This is a genomic window from Ornithinimicrobium murale, from assembly GCF_003352835.1.
GTDB lineage: Bacteria > Actinomycetota > Actinomycetes > Actinomycetales > Dermatophilaceae > Ornithinicoccus > Ornithinicoccus muralis.
Window position 1 is genome coordinate 1 of record NZ_QLVD01000008.1, and the last position, 14,979, is coordinate 14,979.

Consider the following 14,979-nt stretch of genomic DNA (forward strand, 5'->3'; position numbering starts at 1 on the left):
CACGCCGTTCTCCTGACCACTGGCTTCTGTTCCTTGACAGCTCAGAAACCTATGCAGGGAACGGCGTGCGCCCTACCCAGGCACCCTCAGAACACCCACAGGTGAGTCAGAAGAGCCAGAAAATGTCGATGACTCCTGACCATTTGGGGGTTGTTCGAGGCTGGGAGTCGGCCTAACGTCCGCTCCATGCCAACCCCTCGAAATCGCGGCAGAGTCGCCGCATCCCTCGCCCTTGCCCTGGGAGTGACGATCGCCGGCCCGCAGATCGCCCAGTCCCGCGTCGTCGACGACGTCACCGATGACCCAGCCAGCCACGGCAGTATGCCGACAGCCGGCCCCGCGTCCACGGCCCCGGAGGTCTCCTCCCGGACGACGGGGACGACCCCCGCCGCCGAGGAGATGCCCGAGTCCGCGACCGGGCTCTACATCATCCGCCTGGAACAGGCGCCGCTGACGACCTATCGGGGCGGTGTCGACGGCCTGGCCGCGACCAGCCCGCAGGCGACGGGGCGCTCCGACCTGGACGTCACCAGCGACGACAGCGAGGCCTACCTGCAGCACCTCGCCGAGCTCCAGGAGGAGGCGGGGCTGCAGATCGAGTCTCTCCTGGCCCGGGACGTCGAGGTCGCCGACAGCTACACGCACGCCCTCAACGGCTTCAGCCTCGAGCTCAGCGCCGAGGAGGCAGCCGCCCTGGTCGGCCTGCCCGGCATCGCGGCGGTCGAGCCGGACCAGCAGTGGGAGCTGGACACCGACGTCAGCAACGAGATCATCAACAGCCCCGCGATCTGGGCCGGTGAGACCGGGCAGGACGTGGGCACCCTCGGTGAGGGTGTCATCGTGGGGATGCTCGACACCGGTGTCAACCCCGACCACCCCTCGTTCGCCGCGACCGACGGGGAGGGCTACACGCACACCAACCCCTACGGTGCCGGCACCTACGTCGGCGTCTGTGCACCGGACGACCCGAACCACGAGGACATCTGCAACGACAAGCTGATCGGCGTCCACAACTTCACCGGCACGTTCAGCGCCACCGACGACAACGGTCACGGCAGCCACACCGGCTCCACCATGGCCGGCAACCAGCACACGGCGGTCTTCGACGTCGGCGCCGACACCTATGAGCTCCCCGTCTCGGGTGTCGCCCCCCACGCCAACGTCATCTCCTACAAGGTCTGCAGCTTCCTGTGCAGCTCGACGGCCAGCGTCGCGGCCGTCGAACAGGCCATCATCGACGGCACCGACGTGCTCAACTACTCGATCTCCGGCCCCGACAACCCGTGGGGCAACTCGGTCGACCTGGCCTTCCTGGCGGCCTACGAGTCCGGCATCTATGTCGCGGCCTCGGCCGGCAACGACGGCCCCGGTGTCGGCACGGTCGCCAAGACCGCGCCCTGGAACGCTGCGGTGGCCGCGACCAACAGCCCCCGCCTGATCGCCCACGACGTCTCGGTGACCGGCCCGACCCCCGTGCCCGAGGAGCTCACCGGCCTGGCCGGTGTGCCCGGCTCGGGTCCGGGCGTGACCAGCCCGATCGAGGCCGAGCTGCGGGAGGCCTCCGTGGTCGACCCGGGCAACGGCGGAGCGTGTGAGGACTTCCCCGCGGCGGTGTTCGACGGTGCGCTGGCGCTCCTCGAGCGTGGCGGGTGCAACTTCGCGGTCAAGGTCGACAACGCCGCCGACGCGGGCGCCGTCGGCGTCATCATGGTCAACCAGTTCCCCGGGCCGCCCGTTGTCATGGGCGGGCTGGAGAGCACGGACATCCCGGCCGTCATGCTGGCCAACGGGGAGGGCGTGGCGCTGCGCGAGTTCGTCGTCGCCAACCCGGGCACCACCTCGGTCCTGGACAGCGGCAGCGTCCTGACGATGACCGATGCGTGGTCCACCATGGTGGCCGACTTCAGCTCCCGCGGGCCCAGCGAGTTCGACCTGCTGGCCCCCACCTTCGCCGCGCCGGGACGCAACATCCTGGCCGCGACGATGGCCTCGGACACCGAGACCGCCACCTATGAGTTCATGCAGGGCACCTCGATGTCCTCCCCGCACGGTGCCGGGGCCGGCGCCCTGCTGCGCGGCCTGCACCCGGACTGGTCACCGGCCCAGATCCGCTCCGCGCTGGCGTCCACCGCCGACCCCGAGGGCATGATCAAGGACGACGGTGTGACCCCGGCCGATCCGTATGACGTGGGGTCGGGTCTGCTGGACCTGGACGCTGCCGGACGGGTCGGGCTGGTCATGGATGAGTCGGTCGCGGACTTCCAGGCCGCCGACCCTGACCTGGGTGGCGACCCCAAGACCCTGAACCTGCCCGCCTTCGTCGACCAGAACTGCCTGGGCACCTGCTCGTGGACGCGTGAGGTGACGAACGTCGCGGACGTGGCCACGGCATACAGCACCTCGGTCACTCCCCCCGAGGGCGTGTCCATGACGGTCGAGCCGGCCACCTTCACCATCGAGCCCGGCGCCACCCAGACCATCACCGTCACGGCCGACGTCAGCTCCCTGGTGGGTGGCGAGGCCCTGTTCGGTGACGTCCAGGTGACCACCGAGGGAACCCACTCCGGTGGGGCCGAGATCGCCGACGTCCACTACCCCGTCGTGCTGGTCAAGGGCGAGGCGCAGATGGTCCTCGAGCAGGCCGAGCTCTCCTCGCTCCTGGGGGTCGATGAGCAGGAGGCGCACCAAGTCACCGTCAGCAACGAGGGCGGCGCCCCGATGGAGTGGTCCCTCACCCAGGACGGTGACTGCACCCTCCCGGCATGGGTCTCCGTCGAGCCGGCCTCCGGCACGCTCGCCGCGGGGGAGTCCCAGGAGGTCGCGGTCTCCTTCGACTCCTCGGACATGACCGGCGGCGACTATGCCGCGAGCCTGTGCCTGGCCAGCAACGACCCGCACACCCCGGTCGCCACGGTGGCGCTCGCGCTCGAGGTCGTCGAGATCCCGGTGATCGCGGTGAGCGCCGGGGACGTCTCGGCGACCCAGCCGGCCGGCACGGTGACCTCCGAGCCGCTGACCATCGGCAACGAGGGCTACGGCGTGCTGGACTGGACCTTCGAGGACCCGGAGGCGGGGCCCTCCGAGGAGCGCATCGAGCAGCTGCGCGAGGGCCTGCTGCTGGTGCCGAACTCCTCCCGCGACGCTCGCGGGGTCATGGCCTTCGACGCCGAGGACGGCACGCTGCTGGACCCGGAGTTCATCCCGCACTTCGACCACGCCGACAGCACGCTCTACACCCCGAGCCACGCCCTGCTGAACGCCGACGGGACCGGGTTCCTGCTCTCGGACCAGGTGCGCAACGTGATCACGGAGTATGACCTGGACGGCAACTTCGTGGGCTACTTCGCCCCGAGCGCCGAGGGCGAGGACCGCACGGTCATGCAGAACATCCGCGGCATGGCCTGGTCCCCCGAGGGGACCCTGCTGGTGACGGTTGCCAGCGGCGACAACGCCAACTCGGTGGTCGAGCTCGATGCCGAGGGCAACTACCTCGGCCACTTTATCGAGCCTGAGCTGGGCGGGCTGGACGGCCCCTGGTTCGTGACCTTCCGGGCCGATGACGTCCTGGTGTCCGCCAGCGGCAGTCAGGCCATCCACTCCTACAGCCCGGGCGGGACGACGGCCAACGGGACCTTCAGCACACAGATGCGCTGGCCCGAGCAGATGGTCGAGACCGACGAGGGCACCCTCCTGGTCGCCAACCTGTTCAGTGGTCGTGACTTCCTCGACCGGGGTGTCTATGAGTTCAGCGCCGACGGCGAGCTGCTCGAGGGCTGGACGGTCCCGGGGTCGACGTCCTATGCGGGCGTCCACCCGCTGGGCAACGGCAACCTGCTCGCGGCCACCGAGGACGGCGTCTTCGAGGTCGGCCGTGACGGCACGGTCGAGCCCGAGGTGGAGTCCGGCCGGGCGCGCTTCATCTCCGAGATCCAGATCCCGGACCTGATGCCGTGCCAGACGCCCGGCGAGGTCGCCTGGCTGGACGTCGACCCGGCCTCCGGGCAGACCGCCCGCGGCCAGGAGTCCGGTGTCCGGGTGCTGCTGGACAGCACGGGCCTGGCGGCCGGTGACTACACGGCCAACCTCTGTGTCAGCAGCGACGACCCGGCCACTCCCTATGTGCCGGTCGTCGTCACGATGACCGTCACCGGCCAGTCCTGTGACACCACGATCGAGGGTGTGCACAACGGCCCGGTCACCGTCAGCAGCGGCCTGACCTGCCTCGCGGCCGGTGCTCAGGTGGCCGGACCGGTGACCGCCCGCGGCGGCAGCCTGTATGCCGATGACGTCACCATCGAGGGCCCGCTCTCCGGCAACGGGGCCGGCGGTGTCCAGGTCACCGACTCGGTGGTCAACGGACCGCTGACCCTGCGGGGTGGCACCGGTGTGGTCACGGTCGACGGCAACACCATCGGTGGGGCCACGACGCTGGACCGCAACAGCACCGGTGAGGTGCCGATCCTGCTGGCGGACAACACGATCGACGGTGCCCTGACCTGTCGGGGCAACACCCCGCCGCCGACCAACGACGACCGTCCCAACGCGGTGGAGGGCCGGCAGTCCGGACAGTGCGCAGACCTGTGACCTGACCGTGCTCCCGACCGCTGGTCTGCCTGCCACCTGGGCGGCAGACCAGCGGTCGCGACGTCCTCCGCTGCGGCCCGGGCATCCCGCCGGGCTGTCGGTGCCCCGGGCTAGCCTCGATTTGTCATGAACGAGCTTCCCGAGGAGGTCAACGGGTGAAGGAGACACCGGAGGAGATGGCGGCGCTGCAGGAGCTGATGGACGTCTCGCACGGCGACGCCACACCCCACCTGCGTGAGATCGTGAGCGGTGAGCATCGCCTCGATGCCGCCACCGTCGTCGCGGCCCTGGAGGGCATGAAGGTGCTCAGCCTGGCGACCGTCACGGCGCGCGGTGAGCCGCGGGTCAGCGCCGTGGACGGCCACTTTCTCCACGGACGGTGGACGTTCGGCACGGACGGCCGCGCCGCCAAGGCGAAACATCTGGAGACCCGGCCCGCCGTCAGCCTCGCGCACGTCGACGGGGAGCGTCTCGGCATCTTCTGCCACGGGCAGGTGGTCCGACTCTCTCCCGAGGACCAGGCGTGGGAGGAGACGATCGCGCACTGGACGGCCCACTACGGCTCCGACCCGACGACGTGGAGCGACGACATCAGGATGTATCGCGTGGAGCCGAGCTGGTTCGTGGGCTACGGCACCGTGGGGACCGCGCCGGGCTGACCTCGCGCGGGCCGCTCGCGGGCCAGTAGCGTCAGCGCCATGACGCAGACGCTGCACACCGACATCCTGGTGATCGGTTGGGGCAAGGCCGGCAAGACCCTCGCTGGCGTGCTCGGACGAGCCGGGCGGAGCGTGACCCTGGTCGAGCAGACCGCCGACATGATCGGCGGCACCTGCATCAACATCGGGTGCGTCCCGACCAAGGCACTGGTCCACAGCGCCGAGGTGCGGCGCGAGCAGGACGACGCCGCGGCCTACTCCCGCGACGCGGTCGAGCGCAGGGACACCCTGATCGACAGGCTCAACGCCGCTAACCGGGCCATGCTCGAGCCGGTGGACCAGGTCCGCCTGGTCGTCGGCGCCGCGGCCACCTTCACCGGCCCGCGCCAGGTGCGGGTCACCGGCGGCGCCGACGAGCTGGAGATCGCCGCGGACACCGTCATCCTCAACACCGGAGCGGTGCCGCGACCCCTGCAGGTGCCGGGGGCCGACGGGCCCCGGGTGCACGACTCGACCTCGATCCAGCACGTCGACCCGTTCCCGGCGCGGCTGGCCATCGTCGGGGGCGGACCGGTCGCCCTGGAGTTCGCCAGCATGTTCGCGCAGTTCGGCAGCGAGGTGACCCTCCTGGAGCGCGGCGAGCGGATCCTGCGTGGCGAGGACGAGGATGTCGCCGACTCGGTTCGCGAGGCCTTGGCGGACCAGGGCGTGCACATCGCCACCGGCGTGGAGGCCACCGCCCTGGAGGACGACGGTGCCACGGTCACCGTGCGGACGACGGGGGAGGCCGTGGTCGCCGACGCTGTGCTGGTGGCGGTGGGGCGGGTCCCGGCGACTGCCGGGCTGGGTCTGGAGCTGGCCGGGGTCGAGGTCGGGGAGCGGGGTGAGGTCGTGGTGGACGACACCCTGGGGACCAGCGCCGACGGGGTGTGGGCGGTCGGGGACGTCAACGGCGGCCCGCAGCAGACCTACATCTCCTATGACGACCACCGCATCGTGCTCTCCCAAATCACCGGTGACGGCACCCGGTCCCGCGCGGACCGGGTCGCTGTGCCGACGACCATCTTCACCACGCCGCCCCTGGGCCGTGTCGGGCTGTCCGAGGCCGAGGCTGCCGGGGCAGGACACGGCTTCGAGGTCTATGCCAAGCCGGTCGCGAAGATTGCCGTCATGCCCCGGCCCAAGACGCTGGGGGAGACCCACGGGCTGATCAAGTTCGTGGTCGACCGCGAGAGCGATGAGCTGCTCGGGGCGGCCCTGCACACCGTCGACGCCCAGGAGCTGGTCAACCTGGTCGCACTGGCGATCCGCACCGGCACGACCCACCAGGACCTGCTCGACGGCATCTGGACGCACCCCTCGAGCACCGAGGCGCTCAACGAGGTGCTAGCCACGCCCCGCGACTGACGGGGTGTCGTGCAGGGGCGGGCAGGGGTGCCCGGTTGTGCACGACGTTGGGTGTGGAGGTGCGGGGGTGTCGTGCGGGGGCGGGCAGGGGTGCCCGGTTGTGCACGACGTTGGGTGTGGAGGTGTGGAGGTGCGGTGGTGTCGTGCAGGGGCGGGCAGGCCGTCGCTACGGCGCCAGGAGCACCAGCGTCAGCCCGGCGCCCCCGACGGCGATCAGCAGGGCCACCAGTGCGAGCAGCTCGCCCGGGCGCACCTCCAGGGCCTCGGAGTGGATGCCGCGCACACTGTCGTTGGTCCGGTGGTTGTGCGTGGCGGTGATGGCCAGGGCACAGACCAGCGTGAGCGCCGGCAGGGCGAGGATCATCAGCCCGTAGTGCGGAGTCCACCGCAGGAAGATCGCACTCACCGACACCATGGCCATGCTGGTGCGACCCCAGCTCAGGGTGGTCCGCTCCGGCTGCAGACCGCGATCCAGGTCCGCGGCCGTGGTGGCGCGGACCGGCGGACGGGGACGCCAGGTCACGGTGCCTGGGTGAGGATGAAGACCACCAGCACGATGGCGCTGACCGCACCCACCACCCCCAGCACGGGCGCGATCAGGGGCAGCGGCAGTGGCCGGCCGTGTCGCACGGCACGTTCGACGCCGAGCCAGCGCATGAACGCGCCACCGCTGACGAACATGCCGAGCAGGATGAGCAGGACGGCGATGCCCTTGCGGACGGTCGGCTCGAAGATGCCGACCGCGAACGCCTCGACCGCGATGCCGCCGGCCAGCAGAGCCAGCGCGGTTCGGATCCAGGCCAGGAAGGTCCGCTCGTTGGCCAGCGAGAAGCGCGGGTCCGGCTCGGCGCCGCCGGGCAGCAGCCGCCGCGCGAGCCAACTCCGATCGTCCATAGGTGCCAGTCCACCACGTTCCCGCTCACGACGACCACAGGGGTGGACCCTGCCAGCGCCGCTGGGGCGGCGCACGCAACGCCGCGGTATGCCGTCAGTCGGCGAGCGCGTCCACGAAAGCCTGGTGCACGGCTGGGCCGAAGAGCAAGAACCGCACCAGGTCGAGGTCACCCGGGTGGTCGGCAACCCAGGCGCGCACGGTGGTCACGGCGATGGTCGCCACCTCGTGGGCGTCCCAGCCGTAGACGCCTGCGGACACGGCGGGGAAGGCGACTGAACGCGCACCCACGTCGGCGGCGACCTCCAGGCTGCGGGTGAAGCAGCTGGCCAACAGGGCCGGGTCGGTCTGACCGCGGTGCCGGTCGGCCCGACCGTGTGGATCACCCACCGTGCCGGCAGGTCGCCGGCGCCGGTCGCCACGGCCTCGCCGACCGGGAGGCCGTCGTGCCATCGTCCGGCGCGCAGTCGTCGACACTCCTCCAGGAGAGCCGGTCCGGCAGCGGCATGGATCGCGCCGTCGACGCCACCACCTCCGAGCAGCAGCGCGTTGGCGGCGTTGACGATCGCCTCCACCCCCTGGGTGGTGATATCGCCCTCGATCGCCTCGATGTCGGTCATGCCACCATCATGCCAAGGGGGCAGTTCCCGCCACCTGGAACAGGGGGCCTCGACGGGTGCCGTGAGAGGGAGCCCCAGGGTGAACCCGGGGTCAGCCCCGGGCCGCTTCCCAGTCGCTGCGCAGCTGTCCCATGATGATTGCGTCGACGCGCTCGCCGTCGAACTCCAGGGCCTCGCGGCGGGTCCCCTCCACGACGAACCCCGCCTTCTCATAGACGCGCTGGGCCCGCGGGTTGAAGGCATAGACCTCCAGGTCGATGCGGTGCAGCGGCAGGTGGGCAAAGGCGTAGTCGATCAGCAGCCGCGTCGCCTCGCTGCCCAGGCCGCGGTCGCGCCCGGCCGGCCCGAAGAGGGTGCGGTAGTTGCAGGTGCGGCTGCCCTGGTCCCACTCGTTGAGCACGACCTCGCCGACGACCTGACCACTGGCGTTGTCCACGACCATCAGATCGAGCCGGTCGGTCTGCTCGTTGCGCGTGGAGTACCACTGCAGCAGGCGCGACAGGTCCGGGCTCGCCTCGTGCTCGACCTCGGTGGAGCTGTGCGCGCTGCCGGTCAGGCGGATGACGTCGGGATCGGCGAGTATGCCGACCATCACCGGGATGTCAGCCGGCTCCACCGGGCGCAGGGTCACCAGACCCCCGGTGAGGGTCGGCTTGTCGGCGAAGGTTGCATCGGGGGTGGTCACACCCTCACTGTCCCAGGCGATGCCTGTGGACGGCCACCCCCTTTCCGGCCACCATGCATGTAAAATACATGCATGGTGGCCCTCCAGATACGTGATGTGCCCGAGGGTGTCCGGCGAGTTCTGCGGGAACAGGCAGCAGCCCGGGGACAGTCGCTGCAGGCACTGCTCCTGAGGCTGGTGACTGAGGAGGCCGAGCGCGCGAGGAACCTGGAGTTGCTCGATCGTTTCGAGGCCCGTGCCGACGGGTCTCAGGTGCCGCGTGAGGAGGCGACTGTTGCACTTGATCGCGCGAGGTCCCAACGCACGATCAGGCTGCTGGAGACCCACGAGGACGGCACGCGCGAGTGATCGTTGTTGACGCCTCGGCGCTGACCAACGCCCTGGCTGATGATGGTGACCTTGGCAGGAAGGCCCGGTCGGAGCTACGCCGCGACTCTCACTGGGCGGCCCCTGATCACTGTGTCGCCGAGGTCTTCTCCGCTGTGCGGGGTCAGTGGCTCGGGGGTCAGCTCACCGACGCTCGTGCCCGGGATGCGGTGTCTGCCCTGGGGTCGATGGTCCTCGACCTCGTGCCGGCGCGGAGCCTGCTGGTGAGGATGTGGCAACTTCGGCACAACGTGTCCGGCTATGACGCTGCCTATGTCGCGCTGGCGGAGGCTCTGGACTGTGCTCTGGTGACTGCTGAGGCCCGCCTGGCGCAGGCTTCGACCATTCGGTGCCCGATCAGACTGGCACTGCCTGCGTGACGGCGGGAGGACGAGGTGTCAGGGTTCGAAGGGTTCCAGCGGGTCCGTGGCCGGACCGTTCAGCACGTTGCCGTTGATGCTGAAGCGGGAGCCGTGGCACGGACAGTCCCAGGTGCGCTCGGCGTTGTTGAACTGCACCACGCACCCCAGGTGTGTGCAGTTGGCGGACACCTCGTGCAGCAGACCGTCCTCGTCGCGATAGCTGGCCACCGCGCGGGTGCCGACGTGGCGCACCCGACCCTCACCGTCCGCCAGATCGGCTGCGTCGTCACCGGAGGTCACGGCGCGTGCCAGCCCGCTGACCAGGTGTGACCCCGCTTTGACCTGGTCCCTGACCGCGCCGGTGACGACGTCGGCCGACACCCGGCTCGGGCTCATCAGGTCAGCCTGCGCAGGGTCGGCCTGGTCGGTGATCAGATCATGCAGCAGCAGCCCGGCGGCGGTCCCGTTGGTCATGCCCCACAAGTTGAAGCCGGTGGCCACCCACAGGTTGCTGCTGCCCGGGAGGTAGCGGCCGACGTAGGGCACGCCATCCGGTGTGGTCAGGTCGTGGGCCGCCCACCGGTGGGACACCTCCCGGAGCCCGACCTGGTCCTGCGCCCACTCGGCTAGCTCGGCGAAGCACCGCTCCTGGTCGGGTCGGGTGCCCGGTGCGTGCTGGCCGCCCCCGATGATGAGCCGGTCTGTGGCGCCCGGCGGGGTCCGCAGTGAGTAGCCGGCATCCGCGTCGAGATAGACGCCCCGTGGGGCGGTGCCCTGGACCGGGCCGCTCACCACCAGGTCCCGGGTCTGTCCGAGGCGGGTGAAGAACAGGGCTCGATCCAGGATCGGGTAGTGCGTGGCGACCACCACGTGCTCGGCGGAGACGCTGCGCACCTCACTCGCCGCCGCGCTGCCGGTCGCGGTGTCGACCAGGAGGTGCCCGTTGTGCCCGTCGTGGACATTGAGGACCGCCACCCCCTCGAGGACCTGCCCTCCTGCGGCCTCGACCTGCTCGGCCAGGTGCAACAGCCAGCGCTGCGGGTGGAACTGGGCCTGGTCCGGCAGCCGGACCGCGGCGGCCACGTCGAAGGGCAGGTCCAGGTCGTCGAGCAGCTCGGTGTCGGTCAGTCCCGCCAACTGCATCGCCTCCGCCTCGCGGGCCAGGTCGTCGCGCCGGTCCGCGCGTGTGGTGTAGACGAAGGAGTCCCGACGCTCGAAGCCGCAGGCGTCGGTGGCTGACCCGGCCCCCTGCGCAACCCAGTCCAGCGCGCGGACCTGAGCCTCGGCATACCGCATGGCGCGCTCCCCACCGAGGGCCGCGTAGTGCAGACCGTGCTGTGCGGTGACCTTCGCCGTGGTGTTGCCGGTGACCCCGGCTCCCACGTGACGCGACTCCACCACGGTCACGCCGCGGCCCGCGCGGGCCAGCAGGCAGGCCGTGGTCAGTCCGGCGATCCCTGCGCCGACCACCAGGACGTCACTGTGGGGTGGCGCCTGACCCTGGCGGTCTGGCGTCTCGGTGTCGCTGTGCCACAAGGATTCTGGCGTCGGGAGATCGAGCATGGGTGCCTCCTGGGGTCTCTTCCATCATGTGGTGGAGGAGGAGGGACTGCCACCCGAGGCGGTGGCCCTTGCCGACAGCCGGTCAGGTCCGGGGAGTGATGCCCCACGCCTCGGCGAGCAGCTCGAAGGAGCGTCGCCGCATGGCCGGGTCGTGGGTGTAGGTCGTGACGATCAGCTCGTCCAGCTCGTAGGCCGCGGCGAACTCCTCGAGCTGCGGCACGACCTGCGAGGGGTCACCGACGGCCTTGACCGAGTGGAACTCGGAGATCATCGACAGCAGCCCCTCCGGCACGACCGTGCTGAGGTCGTCCACCGGGGGAGCCAGCGGCGCGGAGCCGCCGGTGCGGATGGCGGCAACCATCTGCTGGGCGGTGGTGAACAGGTAGTGCGCCTCGGCCTCAGACGGCGCGACCAGCACGTTGATGCCGGCCATCACGGTCGGCTTGTCCACCTGGGCGGTCTCGGCGTCGGCGTTGAAGCGCTCGCGATAGACCGCCAGGGCCTCCCGCATCTGTTGCGGCGCAAAGTGACTGGCGAAACTGAAGGGTAGCCCGAGGGCCGCGGCGACCTGCGCGCCACCGGTGGAGGAGCCCAGCATCCAGATCGGCACGTTGGTGCCCTCACCGGGCAGGGCACGCACCCGGGTGGTGTTGCCCTCGCCGAGGTAGCTGACCAGGTCCAGGACGTTGCCCGCGAAGTCGTTGAGGCCGCTGGCGCTGCGGGCCAGCGCGGCCGCGGTGAGGGGGTCGGTGCCGGGTGCGCGGCCCAGCCCGAGGTCGAACCGGTCGCCGTGCAGGGTGGCCAGGGTGCCGTAGTACTCGGCGACCATCAGGGGGGAGTGGTTGGGCAGCATCACGCCACCGGACCCCAGCCGTATGCCGTGGGTGTGGTTGGCGAAGTGCCCCAGGATCAGGGAGGTGGCCGAGGACATGAAGGACTCCGTGCCGTGGTGCTCGGCCACCCACAGCCGGTGGTAGCCCAGCTCGTCCAGTCGGGTCGCCAGCGCGGTCGAGTGCTGCATGGCGTCCGCAGGTGTCATGCCCTGCGACCGGGGGACCAGTTCAAGGACGGACAGGGGCACACGGTTCGTCGAGGGCATGCCTATGACAACCGCTGGGCGCGGAAGTTGTTCCCTCAGGCACCCGGGTGTCTCTGCGGTCGGGCCGTGCGTCCTTGTGCCGGACCGGTTGGGGGCAGTTGAATGAGGCATGGCGCCCGACGACGAGAACCCGGTTCCGACGCGGAAGGCCGTGCGCACCCCCGGGGTCTACATCGAGGACGTGCCGAGGCTTGCGGCCCTCCACATCGAGGCGCTGCCGAGGACCGTGATCGCCTTCGTCGGAGAGTGCAACGAAGGGCCGGTGGGGGAGCCGGTGACGGTGACGAGCGCAGCCGAGCACCACGCCCGGTTCGGGCCGAGCCTGGACGCGCGGCGGCCCCTGGGGCACGCGGTCGACCTCTTCTTCGCCAACGGCGGGGCCAGCGCCCTGGTGGTGCGGACGGAGGGCCCCGATGTCGTCGAGGGCATGCACGCCCTCGACGGAACCGGGTGCACGGTGCTCGTGCTCCCCGGGATCACCACCGAGGACACCGAGCAGGTGACGGAGGCGCTCGCGAGCGCCTCGGCATACTCCGCGGTCCTGCTGTTGGACCTCCCGCACGGCCCGTGGGAGGCAGCGCAGGGCCACCTCGCGGGGGTCGGAGCGCACCGGGAGCGGGCGGCGGCCTATCACCCGTGGGTGGTCGTCGATGGAGTGGCCGTTCCGCCCGCGGGGGCCGTGGCGGGGGTGATCGCGCGCACCGACCGGGAGCGCGGTGTGTGGAAGGCCGCGGCTGGGCAGAACGCGCAGGTGCACGGCATCGCTGGGCTCACCGAGGAGGTGGACCGAGGTGGCGGCGAGGCGATGATGCTCGCGGGTGTGAACGAGCTGCGCGACTTCGGTGAACAAGGTGTCCTGGTGTGGGGCGTGCGGACCCTGGCCGCGACTGCGCTGGCCGAGCCGCAGCAGCGCTATCTGCCGATGCGACGCCTCCTGGACCACGTCCAGCGCAGCGTGCAGGAGGCACTGGCAGGAATGGTCTTCGAGGATGGTGGTGACGAGGACCTGTGGCTGCGGATCCGCAGCGGGGTGGAGGCTTTCCTGGACGGCCTGTGGCGGGCCGGCGCGCTGCAGGGGCAGCAGCCGCGGAGCGCCTACTACGTGCAGTGCGGCCTGGGCCAGACGATGACCGCGCAGGACGTTGCGAACGGCCAGGTGATCGTGGAGTGGGGGATGGCGATCAGCCGACCTGCCGAGTTTGCGGTGTCACGCTGCATCGGCGAGACCGAGAAGAACCTCGACAGGGTCCTGGGGCACGCCCGCCGGGTTGACCGGGTGCTGTTGTTCGATGAGGCTGATGCGCTGTTTGGCAGGCGGACAGAGGGCGACTGAACCTGGACGGGCGATAGGTGCCTTCGGTCCCGATCACGAGGACGCCGTCGTCGGCCCGGCCCGCTGCGGAGTTGTGGGTGGCAGGCTGCCCGCGGGGCAGGGAGTTGATAGAGTGCCACACACGACACGCGCTCCGGGGTCGGTGTAATTCCGAACCGGCGGTGACAGTCCGCGACCCGACCGCAGCCAGCGGCCGGCTGACTCGGTGAAACTCCGGGACCGACGGTGAAAGTCCGGACGGGAGGCAGCGCGCACGTCGACGAAGGACCGTCGGCGTCCGGGTCTGAGGACCCTGACGCAGTGCCGGGGTCCTGCTGTTGGCGTACTTCGCGTCTCCCACGTTTGCTCCGGAGCCTTCACCGGACGGAGCGGACGCAGTGACCACGCACACCGAGCACCTCGAGCTGGCGCTCGCCTGCGCCCGCCAGGGGCCGGCCCGCGACCCCAACCCCCGCGTCGGCTGCGTCCTCGTCGACGCCGCCGGGCAGGTCGTCGCCAGGGGCCACCACGCCGGTGCCGGCACCCCGCACGCCGAGGTGGCCGCGCTCACCGCAGCCGGTCCGCGGGCCCGGGGCACCACGGCCTACGTCACCCTCGAACCCTGCAACCACCACGGCCGCACCGGTCCCTGCGCCCAGGCACTGCTCGAGGCCGGCGTGGCCAGGGTCGTGTATGCCGTGGCGGACCCCACCGCGCGGGCCGCCGGGGGAGCGGCGTGGCTGGCCGGGCAGGGCGTGCCGGTCGAGCAGCAGGACCACCCCGGTGCGACGGAGCTGGTGGCCGACTGGGCCCGCGCCGCGGTCCTGGGGCGCCCCCACGTGACCTGGAAGGTCGCCAGCACCCTGGACGGGCGGGTCGCCGCCGCCGACGGGACCAGCCGCTGGATCACCTCGGCGCAGGCCCGGCAGGACGGTCACGACCTGCGCGCGCGGGTGGGTGCCATCGTGGTCGGCACCGGGACCGCCCGCACCGACGACCCGGCGCTGACCGCCCGGGGACCGGACGGCGCCGAGCTGGCTGACCAGCCGCTGCGCGTCGTCGTCGGGACGAGCGACCTGGCGCCGGGAGCACGGCTCACCTCCGGCGGGACGCCGGCCCTGCAGCTGCGCACCCACGACCCGGTGGAGGTGCTCGCCACCCTGACGGAGCGCGGTGTGCACTCCGTCCTGCTCGAGGGTGGCCCGACGCTGGCCGGAGCCTTCTGGGCCGCCGGCTGCGTCGACGAGCTGCTCGTCTATCTCGCGCCCGCCCTGCTGGGCGCCGGACCGTCCGCCGTCCCCGACCTCGGCATCACCACCATCACCGACACCGCACGGCTCGACCTCGTCGACGTCGCCCGGGTCGGCCCCGACCTGCGGCTGCGCCTCGTGCCGCTCACCCCACCACGCCCCCACCACCAGGAGGACTGA

Annotated in this window: 12 protein-coding genes, 1 pseudogene and 1 riboswitch; of the genes and pseudogenes, 7 read left to right on the plus strand and 6 right to left on the minus strand. The window is 71.1% G+C overall.

Translation table 11 applies throughout. From position 1 onward, the window contains the following. The first annotated feature begins 186 nt into the window (after positions 1 to 186). The 3 genes from DPQ65_RS16260 (at position 187) to DPQ65_RS02800 (ending at position 6,650) form a co-directional block, all read left to right on the plus strand. Positions 187 to 4,584, plus strand: coding sequence for a S8 family serine peptidase (locus tag DPQ65_RS16260; protein ID WP_114905871.1), 4,398 nt, complete (start codon positions 187 to 189; stop codon positions 4,582 to 4,584). Positions 4,585 to 4,739: 155 nt separating this feature from the next. After that, positions 4,740 to 5,243 carry a pyridoxamine 5'-phosphate oxidase family protein gene (locus DPQ65_RS02795; RefSeq protein WP_114905872.1) on the plus strand — a complete coding sequence of 168 codons (504 nt, stop codon included), beginning with the start codon at positions 4,740 to 4,742 and terminating at the stop codon, positions 5,241 to 5,243. 39 nt (positions 5,244 to 5,282) lie between these two features. Then, positions 5,283 to 6,650 (plus strand): dihydrolipoyl dehydrogenase family protein, encoded by a 1,368-nt coding sequence (locus DPQ65_RS02800; protein ID WP_202862985.1) that lies wholly within the window; start codon positions 5,283 to 5,285, stop codon positions 6,648 to 6,650. A gap of 166 nt (positions 6,651 to 6,816) precedes the next feature. On the opposite strand, the gene DPQ65_RS02805 is transcribed toward DPQ65_RS02800, so the two are convergent. From DPQ65_RS02805 to DPQ65_RS02820, 4 genes and pseudogenes are all read right to left on the minus strand, one after another. Further along, entirely contained in the window at positions 6,817 to 7,173 is a 357-nt protein-coding gene (locus tag DPQ65_RS02805) for a DUF202 domain-containing protein (protein WP_238146642.1), read from the minus strand. Then, positions 7,170 to 7,544 (minus strand): YidH family protein, encoded by a 375-nt coding sequence (locus DPQ65_RS02810; RefSeq protein ID WP_114905873.1) that lies wholly within the window; start codon positions 7,542 to 7,544, stop codon positions 7,170 to 7,172. Before DPQ65_RS02810 ends, DPQ65_RS02805 begins: the two co-directional genes overlap by 4 nt. 94 nt (positions 7,545 to 7,638) lie before the next feature. Further along, a pseudogene (locus DPQ65_RS02815) lies at positions 7,639 to 8,162 on the minus strand (O-acetyl-ADP-ribose deacetylase). Positions 8,163 to 8,253: 91 nt separating this feature from the next. Next, entirely contained in the window at positions 8,254 to 8,847 is a 594-nt protein-coding gene (locus DPQ65_RS02820) for a GNAT family N-acetyltransferase (RefSeq protein ID WP_238146643.1), read from the minus strand. Positions 8,848 to 8,919: 72 nt separating this feature from the next. Between DPQ65_RS02820 and DPQ65_RS02825 the strand changes: the two genes are divergently transcribed. Beyond that, complete coding sequence (locus tag DPQ65_RS02825; RefSeq protein ID WP_114905874.1) at positions 8,920 to 9,195, plus strand: FitA-like ribbon-helix-helix domain-containing protein; 276 nt, start codon at positions 8,920 to 8,922, stop codon at positions 9,193 to 9,195. Beyond that, positions 9,192 to 9,593 (plus strand): type II toxin-antitoxin system VapC family toxin, encoded by a 402-nt coding sequence (locus DPQ65_RS02830; RefSeq protein ID WP_114905875.1) that lies wholly within the window; start codon positions 9,192 to 9,194, stop codon positions 9,591 to 9,593. The genes DPQ65_RS02825 and DPQ65_RS02830 overlap by 4 nt, the downstream gene beginning before the upstream one ends. An 18-nt stretch (positions 9,594 to 9,611) precedes the next feature. Here the strand turns inward: DPQ65_RS02830 and DPQ65_RS02835 are convergent, their stop codons facing one another. After that, on the minus strand, positions 9,612 to 11,138 hold the full coding sequence (locus DPQ65_RS02835; RefSeq protein WP_114905876.1) for an FAD-dependent oxidoreductase: 1,527 nt from the start codon (positions 11,136 to 11,138) through the stop codon (positions 9,612 to 9,614). Between the two features lie 82 nt (positions 11,139 to 11,220). Further along, the gene (locus tag DPQ65_RS02840; protein ID WP_114905877.1) at positions 11,221 to 12,237 is read right to left on the minus strand and encodes an LLM class flavin-dependent oxidoreductase; all 1,017 of its coding nucleotides are present in this window, start codon (positions 12,235 to 12,237) and stop codon (positions 11,221 to 11,223) included. 109 nt (positions 12,238 to 12,346) lie between these two features. On the opposite strand from DPQ65_RS02840, the gene DPQ65_RS02845 reads away from it, so the two are divergent. Further along, positions 12,347 to 13,570, plus strand: coding sequence for a phage tail sheath subtilisin-like domain-containing protein (locus DPQ65_RS02845; RefSeq protein WP_114905878.1), 1,224 nt, complete (start codon positions 12,347 to 12,349; stop codon positions 13,568 to 13,570). Positions 13,571 to 13,695: 125 nt separating this feature from the next. Continuing rightward, a riboswitch (FMN riboswitch) is annotated at positions 13,696 to 13,824 on the plus strand. A gap of 123 nt (positions 13,825 to 13,947) precedes the next feature. Then, entirely contained in the window at positions 13,948 to 14,979 is a 1,032-nt protein-coding gene (gene ribD, locus DPQ65_RS02850; protein ID WP_114905879.1) for a bifunctional diaminohydroxyphosphoribosylaminopyrimidine deaminase/5-amino-6-(5-phosphoribosylamino)uracil reductase RibD, read from the plus strand.

Coding starts and splice junctions, on each gene's coding strand:
- DPQ65_RS16260 (WP_114905871.1), top strand. CDS start 187: ATGCCAACCCCTCGAAATCGCGGCAGAGTCGCCGCATCCCTCGCCCTT.
- DPQ65_RS02800 (WP_202862985.1), top strand. CDS start 5,283: ATGACGCAGACGCTGCACACCGACATCCTGGTGATCGGTTGGGGCAAG.
- DPQ65_RS02810 (WP_114905873.1), bottom strand. CDS start 7,544: ATGGACGATCGGAGTTGGCTCGCGCGGCGGCTGCTGCCCGGCGGCGCC.
- DPQ65_RS02825 (WP_114905874.1), top strand. CDS start 8,920: ATGGTGGCCCTCCAGATACGTGATGTGCCCGAGGGTGTCCGGCGAGTT.
- DPQ65_RS02835 (WP_114905876.1), bottom strand. CDS start 11,138: ATGCTCGATCTCCCGACGCCAGAATCCTTGTGGCACAGCGACACCGAG.
- DPQ65_RS02840 (WP_114905877.1), bottom strand. CDS start 12,237: ATGCCCTCGACGAACCGTGTGCCCCTGTCCGTCCTTGAACTGGTCCCC.
- DPQ65_RS02845 (WP_114905878.1), top strand. CDS start 12,347: ATGGCGCCCGACGACGAGAACCCGGTTCCGACGCGGAAGGCCGTGCGC.